Below are 18,440 nucleotides of genomic sequence, written 5' to 3'. Positions count from 1 at the left end.
GACCTCGGCCCCCCCCGCCTTGGGGTCCGCCGTGAAGCGGAAGCCCTGCAGCATCCCCACATGCTGGCCCTCGACGAGCACGTCGCCCGTCGCAGTGACCTCAGCCTCCAACATCGCATTCTCCCGCAAGCGGCGCATCAGCACGCTGGTGCGCCGATCGACAAATCGGCTGGCGATCCGCTCGTGCAGAGCGTCCGACAATTTGTCCTCTACAAGACGCGCCATGCCCTGCCAATGCTCGGGATCGGGCAACCAGTCCGGCCGGTTGGCGACGAAGGTCCAGGTCCGCACCTGCGCGATGCGCGCCGAGAGCGTGTCGATCTCGCCATCGGTGCGGTCCAGCGAGGCCAGCTGGCCGGCATACCAGTCCGGATCGAGCCGGCCGTGTCGCATCAGCCGCAGATACAGCGTGGTCGCCAGATCGGCATGCTGCATCGGCGAGATCTTGCGATAGTCCGGCAGCGCGCAGACCTCCCACAGCCGCTCGACGGCGGGGCGCCCCTGCGCCAGGGCGGCAACGTCCGGGTCCCTCGCCAGGATTTCCAGCGTCGTCATATCTTCGGCGATCAGCGCCCGCGTCAGCCCCTGCTCCCGGGGCTGCAGGTTGAGCGTGTCGAGCAAACCGGCGATGGAGCGCAGATCGAGATCGGAATTACGCCATTGCATCTGGCGGATCGGCTCGAAGCGATGGGTCTCGATCGCCTCGACCAGCTCGGCGTCGAAGGGCGGGCAGCGCCCGCTGGTGCCGAAGGTGCCGTCGCGCAGATGCCGCCCGGCTCGCCCGGCGATCTGGCCGAACTCGCCCGGTTGCAGCTTGCGGTAATGATGCCCGTCGAATTTCTTGTCGGCGGCGAAGGCGATGTGATCGACGTCGAGATTGAGCCCCATGCCGATCGCATCGGTCGCGACGAGATAATCGACATCGCCGGACTGGTAGATCTCGACCTGCGCATTGCGGGTGCGGGGCGACAGCGCGCCCAGCACCACCGCGGCCCCGCCCTTCTGCCGACGGATCAGCTCGGCGATGGCGTAGACCTCCTCGACCGAGAAGGCGACGATGGCCGAGCGCGGCGGCAACCTCGTGATCTTGCGATCGCCCGCGAACATCAGGTTCGAAAGCCGGGGCCTCGTGACGATGTTGCAGCCGGGGATGAGCTGCTCGACCAGCGGGCGCATCGTGCCGGAGCCGATCAGCATCGTCTCGGCGCGCCCACGCCGGTTCAGCAGCCGATCCGTGAAGACATGGCCGCGATCGAGATCGGCGGCCAGCTGGATTTCGTCGATCGCGACGAAATCGACCGCGAGATCGCGCGGCATGGCCTCCACGGTGCAGATCCAGAAGCGCGGCCGTTCCGGCTTGATCTTCTCCTCGCCGGTGACGAGCGCGACCGCCTCGGGTCCGACCTTCTCGACGACCCGCTGGTAGACCTCGCGCGCCAGAAGCCTCAGCGGCAGGCCGATCATGCCGGTGGGATGCGCGACCATCCGCTCGATGGCGAGATGGGTCTTGCCGGTATTGGTGGGGCCGAGAACCGCGGTGACGCCGTTGGCGCGGCCGGAAGGGGGCAGTGAACGCTGAGGCTGCAAGCGAAGGCCGATCATGTCGCGCGCCGGGACGGCTGGAGCCGCCATCCGGACTGGAGCTTTGAAGGAGTCAGGAACGGGCCCTGAACGAACCGAGGCCGAATCGCTGACTCGGGCGGAATCGGGATTTGTTCTCCTCGCCGACTCCGAGGTCTATCATTGGCAGCAATCCCGGCATCGCCCGCCTCCTGTGCCTGCTGGCGCCCACGGCTCGGAACCGCCCGCGCTTGCTCTATCTAAGCCGTCCGGCGCCGGAAACGAGTCCGACATCCGGGCTCACTCGCCTCAGTGCCGAGCGTGACGGCACTGTCCATGGTCGGCCAGCGCCTCGATGATGGCGCAGTCGCAGGCGGCCACCCCGCCCGAACAGGTGGTGGCGATGCGCTCCAGCTCCTTTTCGAGCGAGCGCAGCCGCGCGATCTTGTGCCGGACCTCGTCCAGATGTGCCACCGAGATGGCATGCGCCTCGTCGCAGGCGATTTCGGGCGTGTCGGAGAGCTTCAGCAGAGCGCGGATCGCCTCGACCGAGAAGCCGAGATCGCGCGCATGCTTGATGAAGGCGAGCCGTTCGGCATGGCGGCGCCCGTACCGGCGCTGATTGCCCTCGGAGCGCTCCGGCGGCGGCAGCAGCCCGACCTGCTCGTAATAGCGGATCGTCTCGACCTTGACGCCGGTCCGCTCCGCCAGCGCACCGATCGGCATGACCCGCTCCAGCCCGTCATGGACGCTCATCTTCGTCTCCTTGCCGCTCTCGCTCGCGGAAGATCGTGTCGGGGGCAGGCTTTGGCAAGCAGCCGTCCTCGGCCGAACAGCCCCCCACCACCGCGGCTACGGCGGCAAAGATTAAGACAAATTCACTTTCTCTCGGCTGGCGACCATTCTAGAAGCGGGCCTGGTTGCGCATTCCGCGTTTCGGGCATCGAAGATGGAGACGGGCGGAATGGTGCCGGGCGAGTTGCATGATCCGGCACGGCCCCATCTCGCACGGCTGACAGCACGTTTTTCCTTTCCTCGCCTCTGCTCTGCAGCGGCCGTCGCGCTCGGTCTCGGGGCCTGCCTGCCGGCCGATCAGCGCCCGGATATCGGCGTCGCGGTCACCCCCGGCTTCGCGGCGGGCGAGAAGCGGCCTGCGGCTCCGGTCGCCACCGACTGGCCGCGCCTGTTCCGCTCGGCGGAACTGACCCGGCTGGTCGAGCAGGCCGGCGACGGCAATTTCGACATCGCCGTCGCGGTCGCGCGCATCCGGCAGGCGGATGCCCAGTCGCGCGTCGCCTCCTCCTCGCTTTACCCCTCGCTCAGCGGCAGCGGCGATGCCCAGCGCAGCCTGCGGCCCGGCACGCTTGGCGCCCGGCGCCCGCCCTTCAACGAGAGCGTCGGCAACAGCTTCAGCCTCGGCCTCTCAGCGAGCTACGAGCTTGATTTCTGGGGCCGGAACCGCGCCACCTCCGATGCCGGCCGCCTCGCGGCGCAGGCGACGCGCTTCGACCGCGATGTGGTGGCGCTGACGACAGTGTCCAATGTCGTCACCACCTATTTTCAGGTTCTGGCGGCGCAGGACCGGCTGCGGATCGCCAACGACAACATCGCCGCTGCCGAACGCATCCTGAAGGCGATCCGGGCCCGCCTCGATGTCGGGACCGCGACGCAGCTCGACGTCGCCCAGCAGGAAAGCGTGCTCGCCCAGCAGAAGGCGAGCGTGCCCTCGCTGGAACTGTCGCTGCGGCAGGCCAAAGTGACGCTGGCGGTCCTGATCGGGGAAACCCCTGCGACGGTGGCGGTCAGGGGCGGCAGCCTGAACGCGATCACGGTGCCGCCGATCCGCCCCGGCCTGCCCTCGCAGCTGCTCCAGCGCCGTCCCGACATCGCCGAGGCCGAGACCCGCCTGACCGCGCAGGAGGCGACGCTCTATGCGGCGCGGGCCGCGCTCTTCCCCAGCATCACCCTGACCGGCCAGGGCGGGCTCGAAAGCGCCTTGCTGAAGAACCTGCTGCGACCGGACGCCGCCTTCGCCCAGGCCGCCGCCGGGCTGGTCCAGCCCATCCTCGACGGCGGGCGGCTGCGGGCACAGGTCGAACTGGAGCGCGGATCCGCCGACGAACTGCTCGCGACCTACCGCAAGACCATCGTCCAGGCCTTCGCCGACGTCGAAAACGCCCTGATCGCCGTGCGCGAGAACACTCGTCACGAGCGCCTTCAGGGCGAGACCGTCGCCGCGGCGCGCCGCGCCTATGCGATCACCGAGCAGCGCCTGCGAGAGGGCACCATCGACATCGTCACCGTGCTCAACACGCAGCAGACTCTGTTCCAGGCGCAGGACCAGCTTCTTCAGGTCCGCCTGCAAAAGCTCACCGCCTATGTCGAGCTGTTCAAGGCCCTGGGTGGCGGCTGGACGCAGGCCGACCGGCAGGCTGCGATCCTCGACGCGGAGGCGGCGCGATGAAGCGGCTTCTCATCCTGCTGATCCTCGCCGGCGCGGCCGCCTGGGGCTGGCACAGCTACAATGGCGCGTGGTGGCCGGGCGCGGGCGAGACCGCCGCGACCAACCAGCAGGGTCAGGGCCGTGGCGGGCGCCGCGCGCGCTTCGGCGGCGAGGGGCCGATCCCGGTCATCGCCACCCCCGCGCGCTTCGCCGACGTGCCGGTGACGGCCGATGCGGTCGGCACCATTCAGGCGCTGAACACCGTGACCGTGCGCAGCCAGGTCGATGGCCGCCTGCTCGAGATCGCCTTCAAGGACGGGCAGGACGTCAGGAAGGGAGACGTTCTCGCCAAGATCGACCCCGTGACCTATCAGGCGCAATATGATCAAGCGCTCGCCAAGAAGGCGCAAGACGAGGCCCTGCTCGCCAATGCGCGCGCCGATCTCGATCGCTATGCGAGGCTCGCCCAGACCGATTACGGCTCGCGCCAGCAGGCCGATACGCAGCGCGCGACGGTGGCGCAGCTGGAGGCTCAGGTTCGATCCGACCAGGCCGCCATCGACAACACCAAGGCTGTGCTCGACTACACCACCATTCGCGCGCCGATCGACGGCCGCCTCGGCATCAGGCTCGTCGATCAGGGCAATCTCGTCCGCGCCTCCGATTCCAACGGGCTCGTCGTCATCACCCAGCTGAAGCCGATCGCCCTGCTCTTCAACCTGCCGCAGCAGCAAGTGCGGGCGGTCAGCGCCGCCTTGGCACGCGGACCGGTCAGCGTCGACGCGCTCGACGCGGACGGAACCACCGTCATCGACAAGGGCGTGGTCGAGGTGATCGACAATGTCGTCGACCAGACCACCGGCACCATCAAGGTCAAGGCACGCTTTCCCAATGAGCGCCTCCAGCTCTGGCCGGGGCAGTTCGTCAACGTGCGTGTCTTCGTGGACGTGCTGAAACAGGCCATCGTCGCGCCGACCTCGGCGATCCAGCGCGGGCCGAACGGCGCCTATGTCTTCGCCGTCAACGACGACGAGACCGTCCGGCAGGTGGCGGTCACGGTCGGCCAGCAGGACGAGATGACCGCGGTGATCAGCTCGGGCGTGAAGCCCCCCGAGAAGCTGGTGACGACCGGCTTCGCCCGGCTGACCGACAAGGCACGGGTCAAGGTCACGACGCCCGAGGAAGCCGCACAGCCCCCCGTCGCGGCGCCGGGCCGGCGCGGAACGCGCGAACCCGGACAGGGCGGGCGCCGTCCGCGAGATCCCGCCGCCGGCGAGGCGAACAGCCCCGGCGCGAGTGCTCCGGCAACCGACGCACCTTCCGCCCCGGCGGGCGAGCCGCGCGCCGACCGCCCCCGCCGCGAGGGCGAGGGTCAAGGTGGACGGCGCGAAGGCGGTCGCCGCAATGGCGAGCAAGGCACGCCCGGCCAACAGCCGGCCTCGCCGGGCGGCGCCGAAGCGCCTCCCCCGCAAGCCCGGCCATGACGGGGCCGCGGCGATGAGCGTGTCCTCACCCTTCATCGGCCGGCCCGTCGCGACCTCGCTGCTGGGCATCGCCGTCCTGCTCTGCGGGCTTCTGGGCTATTGGCGCCTGCCGGTTTCGGCCCTGCCGCAGGTCGATTTCCCGACGATCCAGATCACCACGCAGCTTCCCGGCGCCAATCCGGAAACCATCGCCTCGCTGGTGACCGCGCCGCTGGAGCGGCAATTCGGGCAGATCCCGGCGCTCTCGACGATGTCTTCGCAGAGCTCCTTCGGGCTCAGCCAGATCACGCTGCAGTTCGAGCTGGACCGCGATATCGACGCCGCCGCGCAGGATGTGCAATCGGCGATCAACGCCGCGGGCTCGATCCTGCCGCGAACCCTGCCCTACCCGCCGACCTACGCCAAGATCAATCCGGCCGACGCGCCGATCATGGTGCTGGCGCTGACCTCGGAGACGGTCTCGCTGCGCCAGCTCAGCGACCTCGCCGACACGCTGCTGTCGCCGCGCCTGTCCGAGGTTTCCGGCGTCGGCCATGTCTCGATCGAGGGCGGTGTGCGCCCGGCGATCCGCATCCAGGCGGATCTGGCGCGCCTCGCCGCCTATGGCCTCGGCATGGAGGATCTGCGCAGCGCGATCGTCGCCGCCAATGTCGCGGGCGCCAAGGGCGCGCTCGACGGCAATCACCAAGCCTACACCATCGCGGCCAACGACCAGATCGGCAGCGCCGCCGCCTATCGCGACATCGTCGTGGCCTATCGCAGCGGCGCACCGGTCTTCCTGCGCGACGTCGCCGAGGTTCTGGCCGATCTCGAGAACAGCCGGGTCGGCGCCTGGTACAAGGGAAAGACCGCGGTGGTGGTGGACGTGATGCGCCAGCCCGGCGCCAATATCGTCACCACCGTCGAGCGGGTGAAGCGCGAAATCCCGCAGCTGCGCAGCGGCATTCCGGCCGGCGTCGAGATTCATGTCGTCAGCGACCGCACCGAGACGATCCGCGCCTCGATCGCCGAGGTGCAGTTCACGCTGGTGCTCTCCTGCGCGCTCGTCGTGCTCGTCGTGCTGCTCTTCCTGCGCACGGTGCGCGCCACCATCATCGCCGGCGTCGCCCTGCCGCTATCGCTGGTCGCCACCTTCGCGGTGATGTGGCTGGCGGGTTTCAGCCTCGACAACCTCTCGCTGATGGCGCTGACCATCGGCACCGGCTTCGTCGTGGACGATGCGATCGTGATGATCGAAAACATCGTGCGCAATATCGAGCAGGGAAAGAGCCCGCTCCGGGCCGCCTATGACGGCGCCCGCGAGATCGGCTTCACCGTGATCTCGCTGACCGTCTCGCTGATCGCGGTCTTCATCCCGCTGCTGTTCATGACCGGCCTCGTCGGACGCATGTTCCGCGAATTCGCCCTGACGCTGACCATCGCCGTCGTCGTCTCGGCCGTGGTCTCGCTGACGCTGACGCCGATGATGTGCGCCCGGCTGCTGCGCCATCACGAGGAGGGGCGCGAGAATTGGCTGATGCGCGCCGCCGAATGGCCGATTTCGGCGATGGCGAGGATCTACGAGGTCACGCTCGGCTGGGCGCTGAAGGCACGCGGTCTCGTGCTGCTGGCGAGCATCGCCACCTTCGCCCTCACGATCTGGATGTATGTCGGCATCCCCAAGGGCTTCCTCCCCAATCAGGACACCGGCCTGCTTTCGGTGGTGCTCGAATCCTCGCCGGACGTCTCCTTCACCGAGATGAAGCGCCTTCAGGAAAAGGTCGCCGAGACCCTGGAGCGCGACGGGGACGTGACCGGCGTGGTCTCGGTGCTCGGCATCGGCCAGGCCAACGCCACGCTCAATACCGCGCGCCTGACGGTGACGCTGCGCCCGAAGGAGGAGCGCCGGGACGATGCGGTGACGATCGCCGAGCGGCTGCGGCTGGCGGCGGCGTCAATCCCGGGCGTCGCGGCCTATGTCCAGCCGGTGCAGGACATCCAGATCACCACCCGCGCCAGCCGCTCGCAATATCAGTACACGCTCGCGGGCGCCGACCAGAGCGCGGTGATGGACTGGGCCCGCAGACTATCCCAGGCGCTGCGCAACGAGCCCATCATGCGCAACGTCGCCAACGAGACGCAGGATGGCGGCCTGCGGGCTCATGTCGAGATCGACCGCGCGAAGGCCGGCCGCCTCGGCGTCTCGATCCAGGCCGTGAACGACACGCTCTACGACGCCTTCGGTCAGCGCCAGATCGCGACGATCTACGAACAGTCGAACCAGTACCGCGTCGTGCTGGAGGCTGCGCCGCAATATCTGCGCGACCCCTCCTCGCTCTCGAAGCTCTACGTCACCGGCAACACCAACACGCAGGGCCAGACCAACAGCGCCGGCAACACCACCGTGACGCAGAACAGCGTCCAGGTGCCTCTCTCGGCCTTCACCCGGCTGATCCGTGAGACGGCGCCGCTCTCCATCGCCCATCAGGAGCAGTTCCCGGCGGCCACCATCTCCTTCGACCTCGCGCCCGGCGAGGCGCTGGGCGATGCGGTACAACTCATCGCGAGGGTCGAGAGCGAGCTCGGCATGCCGAGCGCGATCGCCGGGTCATTCAGCGCCGATGCGGCCGAGTTCAACCGCTCGCTGGCCAACCAGCCCTGGCTGATCCTCGCCGCCATCGTGACGATCTACCTCGTGCTGGGCATTCTCTATGAGAGCTACGTCCACCCCTTCACGATCCTGACCACGCTGCCTTCGGCGGGTGTCGGCGCTCTGCTGGCCCTGATCGTCACCGGCAGGGAACTCTCGATCGTGGCGCTGATCGGCATCATCCTGCTGATGGGGATCGTGAAGAAGAACGCGATCATGATGATCGACTTCGCGCTCGACGCCGAGCGCAACGAAGGCCTCTCGCCGGAAGCGGCGATCGTGAAGGCCTGCCATCTGCGCTTCCGCCCGATCATGATGACGACGCTCGCGGCCCTGCTCGGCGCCCTGCCGCTGGCGCTCGCCACCGGGACGGGCAGCGAGCTGCGCCAACCGCTCGGCATCACCATTATCGGCGGGCTGCTGCTCAGCCAGTTGCTGACGCTCTACACCACGCCGGTCATCTATCTGGCTTTGGAAAACCTGCGCCGACGCATGGGCGGCGGCCGCGACGGCGTCGTGCCCTATCCCGGGCCGGAGGCGGCTGAGTGAGCGCGCCCGGCACCGAGGAGCCGAGCCCGGCGCCGCAGCCCGCGCGCGGCCTCTCAGACGTCTTCATCCTGCGCCCGGTCGGCACGACCCTGATGGCGATCGGCCTCTTCCTCATCGGCATGGTCGCCTATTGGTTCCTGCCGGTGGCGAGCCTGCCGAGCGTCGATTTCCCCACCATCCGGGTTTTCGCCAGCCGCCCCGGCGCCGATCCGGCGACGATGGCGGGCAGTGTCGCAGCCCCGCTCGAGCGCCGGCTGGGCTCGATCCCCGGCGTCACCGAGATCACCTCGACGAGCTCTCTCGGCTCGACCTCGATCGTCCTGCAGTTCGACCTGACGCGCAGCACCGACAGCGCCGCCCGCGACGTGCAGGCCGCGCTCAATGCAGCGGCGACCGACCTGCCCGGCGATCTGCCGACCCTGCCGCAATTCCGGAAGGCAAATCCCAACGCCGCCCCGATCCTGATCCTCGCGCTGACCTCGGACACCATGACGCCGAGCGCGATGTACGACGCGGCCGATACGATCATCGCCCAGCGCATCTCGCAGGTCGAAGGCATCGGCGAGGTCACGGTCAACGGCGCCGAGCAGCCGGCGATCCGCGTCCGGCTCGATCCTGCCCGCCTCGCCGCCATGGGCCTCAATCTCGACGCGATCCGCACCGCCATCGTCAACGCCAACACCGTCTCCGCCGTCGGCTCCTTCGACGGCGACCGGCTGAGCGAGACGCTCTCCGCCAACAACCAGATCCGCGAGGCGCAGGATTACGGCAACATCGTCGTGCGCTCGGCCAAGGGCACGGTGGTGCGCCTCGGCGACGTCGCGACCGTCGAGATGGGCGTGCGCAACAGCCGCGCCGCCGGCTGGTACAACGGCAAGCCCGCCATCCTCATCACCATGACCAAGCAGGCGGACGCCAACGTCATCGAGACGGTCGACCGGGTGAAGGCCCTGCTGCCGGAAATCCAGAGCTGGGTGCCGGCCGGCATCCAGTTTTCGATCATGTCCGACCGCACGACGACCATCCGCGCCTCGATCGCGGACATCCAGCATACGCTGCTGATCTCGATCGTGCTGGTGATGCTCGTCGTCTTCGTCTTCCTGCGCCGGGCGACGCTCACCGTCGCGGCCGGCATCACCGTACCGCTCTCCATCGCCGGTACCTTCGCGGCGATGTGGCTGGCCGGCTTCACGCTCGACAATCTCTCGCTGATGGCGGTGACGATCTCGGTCGGCTTCGTCGTCGACGACGCCATCGTCATGATCGAGAACATCGAGCGCAACATCGCGCGCGGTCTGTCGCCCCTGCGGGCGGCCCTGCTGGGCGCCGGCCAGATCGGCTTCACGGTCGTCTCGATCTCGCTCTCGCTGATCGCCGCCTTCATCCCGCTCTTCTTCATCGACGGCGTGGCGGGGCGCTTCTTCCGCGAATTCACCCTGACGCTGACCTTCGCGATCCTGGTATCGACGGCGGTGTCGCTCAGCGTAACCCCGATGATCTGCGCGCATTTCCTCAAGGGCGGGCCGCATCGCGAAACGAGGCTGGACCGGGCGGTCGAGCGCGTACTCTCGGCGATGAGCGGCTTTTACGCCCACACGCTGCGGCTGGCGCTGCGCCACAGCTGGGCGATGCTGATCGTGATGCTCGCGACGCTGGCGCTGACGGTGCAGATGTTCCGCACCGCGCCCAAGGGATATTTCCCGCAGGACGATACCGGGCTGATCATCGGCTTCACCCAGGCGGCGACCGACGTTTCCTTCCCGGCCATGATGCAGCTGCAGCAGCAGGGCGCGGCGATCGTCGCCTCCGATCCCGCAATTCTGGGTGTCGCCTCCTTCGTCGGCGGGGGCGGCTCGGTGAATACCGGGCGCTTCTTCGTCAGCCTGAAGCCCTTGCAGGAGCGCGGCGTCTCCTCTGCCCAGGTGGTTCAGAGGCTTCGCGCCCGGCTCGGCTCCATTCCGGGCCTGCGCATCTTCCTCACCCCGGTTCAGGATGTGCGCGCCGGAGGGCGTCAGGGCCGCTCGCAATACCAGTTCACCCTCTGGGACCCGAACCTGCCGGAGCTGGAGGAATGGGTGCCCAAGGTGCTGGAGAAGCTTCGCACCCTGCCCGAACTGGTGGACGTCTCGACCGATCGCGAGCAGGGTGGCCTCCAGGCCAAGGTGGTGATCGACCGCAACAAGGCCTCCCAGCTCGGCGTCGCGATCCAGGATCTCGACAATGTCCTCTCGGACGCCTTCAGCCAGCGGCAGATCTCGACGATCTACGGCGCGCGCAACCAGTATCGCGTGGTGCTGGAGGTCGCACCTTCGCGCAGCCGAGACCCCGACGACATCCTCGATCTCTTCGTGCCGGGTCGCAACGGCGCGCAGGTACCGATGCGCAGCGTGGTCAAGGTCGAGCGCGGCACCGCCCCGCTCGTGATCAACCATCAGGGCCCCTTCCCGGCGGTGACGATCACCTATGACCTCGCCCCCGGCGTCGGCCTTCAGGAGGCGAGCGAGGCGGTCGTCGCGGCCGTGGAGGGCCTGCACATGCCGGCCTCGCTCAGGGCCGAATTCGCCGGCGACGCCAAGGCCTTCACGCAAGGGGCGGGCGGCCAGGGCGTGATGATCCTGATCGCCGTGCTCGCCGTCTACATCATTCTCGGCGTGCTCTATGAGAGCCTGATCCACCCGGTGACGATCATCTCGACCCTGCCATCGGCAGGCCTCGGCGCGCTGATCGCGCTGCGCGTGGCGGGGGCCGATCTCACCATCATCGCCTTCATCGGCATCATCCTGCTGATCGGCATCGTGAAGAAGAACGGGATCATGATGGTGGATTTCGCCATCGGCGCCGAGCGTCAGCGCGCCCTGCCAGCTCGGGAAGCCATCTTCGAAGCCTGCCTCGAACGCTTCCGCCCGATCCTGATGACGACGCTTTCGGCCATGCTGGGCGCAATCCCGCTGATGCTTGCGACCGGCCCCGGCGCCGAGCTGCGTCGCCCGCTCGGCATCACCATCGTCGGCGGCCTGATCCTCAGCCAGGTCCTGACGCTCTATACGACGCCGCTGATCTACCTATGGATGAGCAGGCTCAAGCGCAGGCCAAAGGCGCCGCCGCTGGCCGAGCCGACCTTGAACGCCCCGGCCGAATGACCGGCGCCGGGACGAAGCCGAGGCCCCACGGCTAGCGCGTCATCTCCGCCATGGCGCGCAGGGCCAGCCGATAGCCATAGGCGCCGAACCCAGCCATGACCGCCGTCGCGGTCCTGGAGACCAGCGATTTGTGGTAGATCTCCTCGCGCTGATGCACATTGGAGATGTGCAGTTCGATCTTCGGCCTGTCGAAGGTCTTCAATGCGTCGAGGATCGCGATCGAGGTGAAGGTGTAGGCCGCCGGGTTGATGATGATCCCCGCCGCTTTCCCGCGCGCCTCGTGAACCGCCTCGATGATCTCCCCTTCGAAATTCGATTGGCGAAAGTCGATGCCGAGGCCGAATTCCCGCGCATCGGCCTCGCACCAGCTGCGAATTTCGTCGAGCGTCGTCGTCCCGTAGATCGAGGGTTCGCGCTGGCCGAGCAGCTTCAGATTCGGGCCGTTCAGGATGAAGATCAGGCGCATCGTGAGGTCTCGCGGCGAGGACGCCGCCACCTTAGTCCATTCTGCGTCCGATGGCGCCGGAGCATCCGGTCATGCCGGCCATCCTCCCGAACATGTCCCGGCGCGCGAATTCGACGCGCCCACCCCTTGCGTCGGCGCGTGGATTTCGAGGGCCGCCCGGTTACCATCGCAGGACTTCGGGTAAGGCTGAGAGGACGATTCGATGGCTGGAACATTTGCGGGCAAACGCGCCATCGTGATGGGCGCCAGCCGAGGTATCGGCCGGGCGATCGCGCTCGGCTTCGCGGCCCAGGGCGCCTCGGTCTCCATCTGCGCGCGCGGCCCCGGCCCCCTGGAGGCCACGCGGCGCGAGATCGAAGCCTTTGGCGGCACCGCCCATGCGCAATGCGTCGATCTGGCGAAAGAGCAGGAGATCGCCGGCTATGTTCCGGCGGCCGTGAAGGCCCTGGGCGGGCTCGACATCCTGGTCAACAACGCCTCGGCCTTCGGCTACCGCGACGACGAGGAGGGATGGGCGGCCTCCTTCGGGGTCGACATGATGGCGGTCGTCCGCGGGAGTCACGCCGCGCTTCCCCATCTCGGGCGCGGGGGTTCGATCGTGAACATCGCCTCGATCTCTGGGCTGCGCGCCACGGCACGCTCGGCGCCCTACGCCGCGATCAAGGCGGCGGTGATGCAATACACCGCCAGTCAGGCGAAGATGCTGGCGCCCGAGGGCATCCGCGTGAACTGCGTGGCGCCGGGGTCGATCGAGTTTCCCGGTGGCAGCTGGGAAAACCGCAGGACGTCGGACCCGGTCTATTACGAATCGATCCGGGCGGGCATTCCCTTCGGCCGTCTCGGCCGGCCCGAGGAGGTCGCCGAGGTCGTGATGTTCCTCGCCTCCGACAAGGCCAACTGGGTCACGGCGCAGACGATCGTCGTCGATGGCGGCCAGCTGGTCGGCTCCTGAGGCGGTCGTCGGCGGCATGCACGGGAAGCTGACGGATCGAGAGGACAGGCTGCGACCGTGAACCTGTTCGACGCCCTCATGTCGAATCTGTCCCCGCCGGACATGGCTCCGCGGGAGTTCGAACGCTTCCTGCGGGAGCGGCTGGGCGCCGACTGTTCCATCCTCGATACCGGAAAGCGCCAGCGCAACGCCGCCAGCGCAATGTCGCTTCGGCAGGCCGAGCTGGTCTTCGCCCAATGCGGCAATGCCAGCGAGATCGGCTTTCCCGAAGCCCCCGGCCGGCTGGTCGTGGTGATGGTCGCGTCCGGCTCCGTCGAGATCACCCCCGGCGTCCTCGTGACGTGCCGGCGCGGCGACGCCTATGCACTGGCTGCGGACACCGCCTGGCGGCTGGAGGTCAAGCCGGGCTCGCGTCTGTGCGTCATGACGTTCGCCGCCGCCGATGTCCGGCGGGTCGTCGAGCGGCTGACGGGCCGCCCGCCGGCGGGGCCTTTGGCGCTGTCCGCCGGCTTCCGCATCGGCAGCGCGATCGGCCGGATGCTGGCGGGGCTGCTCGCCGCCGTGCTGGCCGGCATGGCCGAGGGCGCCCCGCTGCTGCGCTCCGCGCTGGGCGCGCGCCTGCTCCGCGACGGCATGATCACGCTGTTGCTGGAGCAACTGCCACACGGCGAGTCGGCCCATATCCTAGGCGACCGGGACACCGCGGTGCCCTGGCAGATCCGCCGTGCGGTCGAGTTTATCCGCAGCCACCCGCCGGGCGACATCGCCGTGAGCGATGTCGCAGGGGCGGCGGAGATGAGCCTGCGCACCCTGCAGCAGAGCTTCCAGCGGGTCCTGGGCGCGACGCCGCAGGATTACGTTAAGACAGTGCGGCTCGAGGCGGTGCGCCGCGAGTTGCTCGACACCGCCTCGAAGCGCTCGATCGAGGAGATCGCCAGCGCCTGGGGATTTACCAATCGCGGCCATTTCGCCACGCAATATCGCAAGATGTACGGCGAATTGCCGTCGCAGACCCGGCGACTGCGCTGAAAAGCGGTGCCGATCGGCGTTTTGCGCTTCTCGCGAAGCTTTCCGCGAGGCGCAACTCGGCCCCAGGATTATTTATTCGTTATGCTTAACCAAGTCTTACACCGCGCCCACGCGGGTGACTCGCCATGCGCATCACCGACTCTGCAAGCGAACTAAAGTAAACACAAATATAAAAAGCTTTAGATATCCATTAACCCTATCGAAAACTCGAAGAGGCAGATTCGAATCCAGACCAAATTACGACGGAGTCAAGATTCGATGACCGAATCGATCACAGTGACGAAAGGGAAAACCGAGCCTCTCGCTCTCCCTGCCGACTGCACGGTGCGGACCGTCGCCGGCCTCGCAGACCACGCCAATGGCCGCCTCGCCGCGGGCGAAGGCCTCGTCGTTGACGGCTCGGCCGTCGCCACCGCGGACATCACCTTCGTGCAGCTGATGGTGAGCGCCGCACGCAGCTTCGAGGAAGCGGCCCAGCCCTTCGCGGTCACCGCGCTGTCTCCTGCGGCGCTCTCCGCCTTTGAACGCAGCGGCATTGCCGCGCCCCGTCTTTCCGGAGCTCACTGAGCATGGCCCAGATTCTCACAGTGGACGACTCGCCGAGCGTCCGACAAATGATCAAGCTGGTGCTGGGGCCGGCCGGGCACCAGGTCGCTGAAGCGGCCGACGGCTCCGAAGGCATGGCCAAGGCCAAGTCCCAGACCTTCGATCTCATCATCACCGATCTCAACATGCCCGTGATGAATGGGCTGGAGATGATCCGTGGCTTGCGCGCCCTGCCGAGCTTCGCGGGCGTGCCGATCGTCTTCCTGACCACCGAGTCTGACGACGCCGTCAAGCAGGAAGCCAAGGCCGCCGGCGCCACCGGCTGGATCACCAAGCCCTTCAAGCCCGAGCAGTTGCTCGCGGTCGTCGCAAAGCTGGTGCGCTGATGATGGACCTCGATCCCACCGAAACCTTCCGTCAGGAAGCCGCCGAACTGCTCGAGACGCTCGAGACCGTCCTGCTTGATCTCGGCCAGCGCCCCGGCGACAGCGAGCTGGTCGATGCCGCCTTCCGGGCGCTGCACACCATCAAGGGCTCCGGCGCGATGTTCGGTTTCGACCGCGTCGCCGCTTTCACCCATGATTTCGAGACGGCCTTCGATCTGATCCGCAAGGGCAAGATCTCGGCCAATCACGAGATCGTCACGGTCTCGCTCTCGGCACGCGACTATATCCGCGCCCTGATCGAGGATCCCGATTCCACCGACGCCGTCATCGGCGATGCGATCGTCGCCGATCTGCAGCAGCTGGTCTCCGGCGGCACCGGCGGCGCCGAGGCTCCCGAGGCCGCCCCGGCCGCCGCGGCCGAGCCGCAGCAGGCCGGCTGGGTCGTCGAGATCGCCTACGTGCCGGACATCCTGCGCAACGGCACCAACCCGCTCGGCCTGCTGGACGAGCTGCGCGACCTCGGCCCCTGCGAGGTCGTCGCCGATCTCGATCAGGTCCCGCATCTGGCGATGCTCGAGCCGACCCATTGCTTCGTGCGCTGGACGGTGACGCTGAACGCGCCCTGCCCGCGTGAAGCGATCGAGGACGTGTTCATGTTCGTCCGCGACGAGATGACCCTCGGCATCACGCCGCTGGAAGGAGAGGCGGCGCAGCCTGCCGCAGAGCCGGCCGCCCCAGCCCCCGCCCCCGCTGTCGCCGCTCCCGCGACGGCTCCCGCCGCGCCGGCGAAGCCCGCGCCGCAGGCCCCCGTCGCCAAGGCCGAACCGGCTGCGGCCGCCAAGCCCGCTGCGGTGAAACCGGCAGGCGAGGCCGGCCCCGAGAAGGTCGAGCACAACCGCCGCCAGGACGACAAGGGTTCCACGGTCCGCGTGCAGGCCGAGCGCCTGGACGAGCTGATGGACCGCGTCGGCGAGCTCGTCATCGCCCAGGCCCGGCTCTCGCAGCTCGCCCATGTGAGCAACGACCTCGCCATCAAGGCGATCGCCGAGGAGGTGGAGCGCCTCGCCTCGGGCCTGCGCGACACCACCATGGGCGTGCGCATGGTGCCGATGGGCACGCTGTTCGGCCGCTTCCGCCGCCTCGTCCACGACCTCTCGCGCGATCTCGCCAAGCCGGTCGAGTTCGTCACGATCGGCGAGGACACCGAGATGGACAAGACCATGATCGAGCGTCTCGCCGATCCGCTGGTCCACCTCATCCGCAACGCCATCGACCACGGCATCGAGAATGCCGAGCGCCGCGCCGCCTCCGGCAAATCCGCCACGGGCCGCATCGAGCTCTCGGCCCGCTATGTCGGCGCCCAGGTGCTGGTGACGGTGCAGGATGATGGCGGCGGCCTCGACACCGCGCGCATCCGGGCCAAGGCCGAGGAAAACGGCCTGATCCAGCCCGGCGCCAACCTCTCCGAGCACGAGATCCACCAGTTCCTGTTCCACCCCGGCTTCTCGACGGCGAAGACCATCTCCGCCCTCTCCGGTCGCGGCGTGGGCATGGACGTGGTCAAGCGCACCATCGAGGCCATGCGCGGGACCATCGACCTCGCCACCATCTACGGCCACGGTTCCTCGGTGACGCTGCGCCTGCCGCTGACGCTGGCGATCATCGACGGGCTGCTGATCCGCGTCGGCGAGGGGCGCTACATCATCCCGCTTTCGGCGGTGGAGGACTGCCTCGAGCTGAGCACGGCGGATGAGAGCCGCTCGCGCGGCCGCAGCTTCCTCAGCGTACGCGGCGAGCTGGTGCCCTTCCTGCGCCTGCGCGAGCAGTTCGACGCGCAGGGCGAGGCCGACCCGCACCAGAAGGTCATCATCATCTCGACCGGCGAAATGCGGGTCGGGCTGGTGGCCGACCAGATCATCGGCAGCCACCAGACGGTGATCAAGTCGCTCTCGAAGCTGCATTCCGACGTCACGATGTTCTCGGGCGCCACCATCCTGGGCGACGGCTCCGCCGCCCTGATCCTCGATGTCGCCCAGCTCGCGGGCATCGGCCAGAGCCGGGCCGAGATGGACAAGATGACGGAGGCCGCGTGATGACCGCGACAGCAACAGCAGCGACCGCTCCCCGGCAGGCCGCAGGTGCGGCGAGCACCGGCAGCATCCAGGCGCTGATGGTCGGCATCGGCTCGGAGATCTTCGCGATCGAGACCGCCATGGTCCGCGAGATCATCGATCCCGTCCCGCTGACCCGCGTCGCCGGCTCCCGCGCCCATGTGCCGGGCCTGATCAATGTCCGCGGCAACATCATTCCGCTGGCGGATCTGCGCGAACGCTTCGGCATGCCGCTGACAGCGGCGACGCCGGACACCCGCATCGTCGTCATCGAGGTCGAGATCGACGACGACCCGGTCGCCCTCGGCATCATCGCCGACAAGGTTCACGAAGTGACCGAAATTTCCCGCGCCGACGCTCAGGTGACGCCGCGGATCGGAATGAATTGGAAGCCGGAATACATCGGCTTCATCTCGAAATGGAACGGTGAATTCATCATCGTCCCGAACATCGCAACCATACTGAACTAGGGGCTGAAGGGGCAAAATCATGCGCTTTACGATCAAAGCCAAGCTCGCCACGGCATTCGGAGCGATCATTGCACTGTCGATGGTGTCCGGCGTCATGTCGTTCCAGGAGCTGTCCAAGCTCGACGTCTCGCAGCAGACCATCATCAAGCAGGGCGAGCGGATCGGGAAGATCGGAGACATCCAGTCCGAACTTCAGGGCCAGGTGCGCGCCGAAAAGAACGCCATCCTGGCGTCGGAAGCCAAGGACATCGAAGCGGCCGCGGCCGAGGTTATGACCCGCCGCGCCAATGCGGCCAGGATCACGGCGGAACTCTACGCCATCGCGTCCCCCGAAGGAAAGCGCCTGATCGACCAGGCCCTCGCCAAGGGCAAGGTCCTGAACGAGATTCAGGATGAGATCGTTCGCAACGCCAAGCTGAACTCGGCGAACCGCGGCTACGATCTCTGGACCGCGGAAGGCGCGCCTGCCCTGACCGCGCAGAACGCCGCCTATGCCACGGCGCTGGCCGAGCTCGGCAAGCACCCGGATTCGATGGAATACACCGTCGCCGGCCGCACGGTCATGACCGCGCGCTACGAGACCGCGCGCTATCTGCGCATGCTCATCGAAACCTTCACGGCCAACAGCATGGCCGATCTCGAGACGCGGCGGCAGGCCCTCGCCGCCCAGGCCGA

The 18,440-nt window shown here is 67.9% G+C and carries 14 protein-coding genes; 11 read left to right on the top strand and 3 right to left on the bottom strand.

The genetic code is table 11. From position 1 onward, the window contains the following. Together ACOJTB_RS17660 and ACOJTB_RS17655 are read right to left on the bottom strand one after the other, a co-directional pair. Positions 1–1,602: helicase-related protein (locus ACOJTB_RS17660; RefSeq protein ID WP_420103836.1), on the bottom strand; the 1,602-nt coding region annotated here is incomplete at its 3' end. A gap of 267 nt (positions 1,603–1,869) precedes the next feature. After that, positions 1,870–2,316: a MerR family transcriptional regulator gene (locus ACOJTB_RS17655; protein ID WP_420103835.1), complete on the bottom strand. Its 447-nt coding sequence runs from the start codon at positions 2,314–2,316 to the stop codon at positions 1,870–1,872. A 193-nt stretch (positions 2,317–2,509) separates the two neighbouring features. On the opposite strand from ACOJTB_RS17655, the gene ACOJTB_RS17650 reads away from it, so the two are divergent. Genes ACOJTB_RS17650 through ACOJTB_RS17635 form a run of 4 tightly spaced genes read left to right on the top strand, consistent with a single transcriptional unit; the run spans position 2,510 to position 11,805 of the window. Then, entirely contained in the window at positions 2,510–4,024 is a 1,515-nt protein-coding gene (locus ACOJTB_RS17650; protein WP_420103834.1) for an efflux transporter outer membrane subunit, read from the top strand. Further along, a complete protein-coding gene (locus ACOJTB_RS17645; protein WP_420103833.1) occupies positions 4,021–5,487 on the top strand; it encodes an efflux RND transporter periplasmic adaptor subunit in 1,467 nt (488 codons plus the stop codon). The genes ACOJTB_RS17650 and ACOJTB_RS17645 overlap by 4 nt, the downstream gene beginning before the upstream one ends. A 13-nt stretch (positions 5,488–5,500) precedes the next feature. After that, complete coding sequence (locus ACOJTB_RS17640) at positions 5,501–8,665, top strand: efflux RND transporter permease subunit (RefSeq protein ID WP_420103832.1); 3,165 nt, start codon at positions 5,501–5,503, stop codon at positions 8,663–8,665. Then, positions 8,662–11,805 (top strand): efflux RND transporter permease subunit, encoded by a 3,144-nt coding sequence (locus ACOJTB_RS17635; protein ID WP_420103831.1) that lies wholly within the window; start codon positions 8,662–8,664, stop codon positions 11,803–11,805. The genes ACOJTB_RS17640 and ACOJTB_RS17635 overlap by 4 nt, the downstream gene beginning before the upstream one ends. 31 nt (positions 11,806–11,836) lie before the next feature. Here the strand turns inward: ACOJTB_RS17635 and aroQ are convergent, their stop codons facing one another. Beyond that, positions 11,837–12,271, bottom strand: a complete 435-nt coding sequence (aroQ, locus tag ACOJTB_RS17630; protein ID WP_420103830.1) for a type II 3-dehydroquinate dehydratase — start codon at positions 12,269–12,271, stop codon at positions 11,837–11,839. A gap of 202 nt (positions 12,272–12,473) precedes the next feature. Between aroQ and ACOJTB_RS17625 the strand changes: the two genes are divergently transcribed. The 7 genes from ACOJTB_RS17625 to ACOJTB_RS17595 form a co-directional block, all read left to right on the top strand. Further along, positions 12,474–13,223, top strand: a complete 750-nt coding sequence (locus ACOJTB_RS17625; protein ID WP_420103829.1) for an SDR family NAD(P)-dependent oxidoreductase — start codon at positions 12,474–12,476, stop codon at positions 13,221–13,223. A 57-nt stretch (positions 13,224–13,280) separates the two neighbouring features. Then, a complete protein-coding gene (locus tag ACOJTB_RS17620) occupies positions 13,281–14,252 on the top strand; it encodes an AraC family transcriptional regulator (RefSeq protein WP_420103828.1) in 972 nt (323 codons plus the stop codon). A gap of 258 nt (positions 14,253–14,510) precedes the next feature. Beyond that, on the top strand, positions 14,511–14,819 hold the full coding sequence (locus tag ACOJTB_RS17615; RefSeq protein ID WP_420103827.1) for an STAS domain-containing protein: 309 nt from the start codon (positions 14,511–14,513) through the stop codon (positions 14,817–14,819). A gap of 2 nt (positions 14,820–14,821) precedes the next feature. Beyond that, a complete protein-coding gene (locus tag ACOJTB_RS17610; RefSeq protein ID WP_420103826.1) occupies positions 14,822–15,184 on the top strand; it encodes a response regulator in 363 nt (120 codons plus the stop codon). Beyond that, complete coding sequence (locus tag ACOJTB_RS17605) at positions 15,184–17,277, top strand: chemotaxis protein CheA (protein ID WP_420103825.1); 2,094 nt, start codon at positions 15,184–15,186, stop codon at positions 17,275–17,277. Before ACOJTB_RS17610 ends, ACOJTB_RS17605 begins: the two co-directional genes overlap by 1 nt. Before the next feature lie 77 nt (positions 17,278–17,354). Then, positions 17,355–17,765 (top strand): chemotaxis protein CheW, encoded by a 411-nt coding sequence (locus tag ACOJTB_RS17600; protein WP_420103837.1) that lies wholly within the window; start codon positions 17,355–17,357, stop codon positions 17,763–17,765. A 19-nt stretch (positions 17,766–17,784) separates the two neighbouring features. Further along, positions 17,785–18,440, top strand: a 656-nt coding sequence (locus ACOJTB_RS17595; RefSeq protein WP_420103824.1) for an MCP four helix bundle domain-containing protein, incomplete at its 3' end; no start/stop codon positions are given.

The organism is Allobosea sp., assembly GCF_048595345.1.
Classification (GTDB): domain Bacteria; phylum Pseudomonadota; class Alphaproteobacteria; order Rhizobiales; family Beijerinckiaceae; genus Allobosea.
Note: the sequence above shows the minus strand (reverse complement) of the source record. Positions and strands in the feature narration are given on the sequence as shown.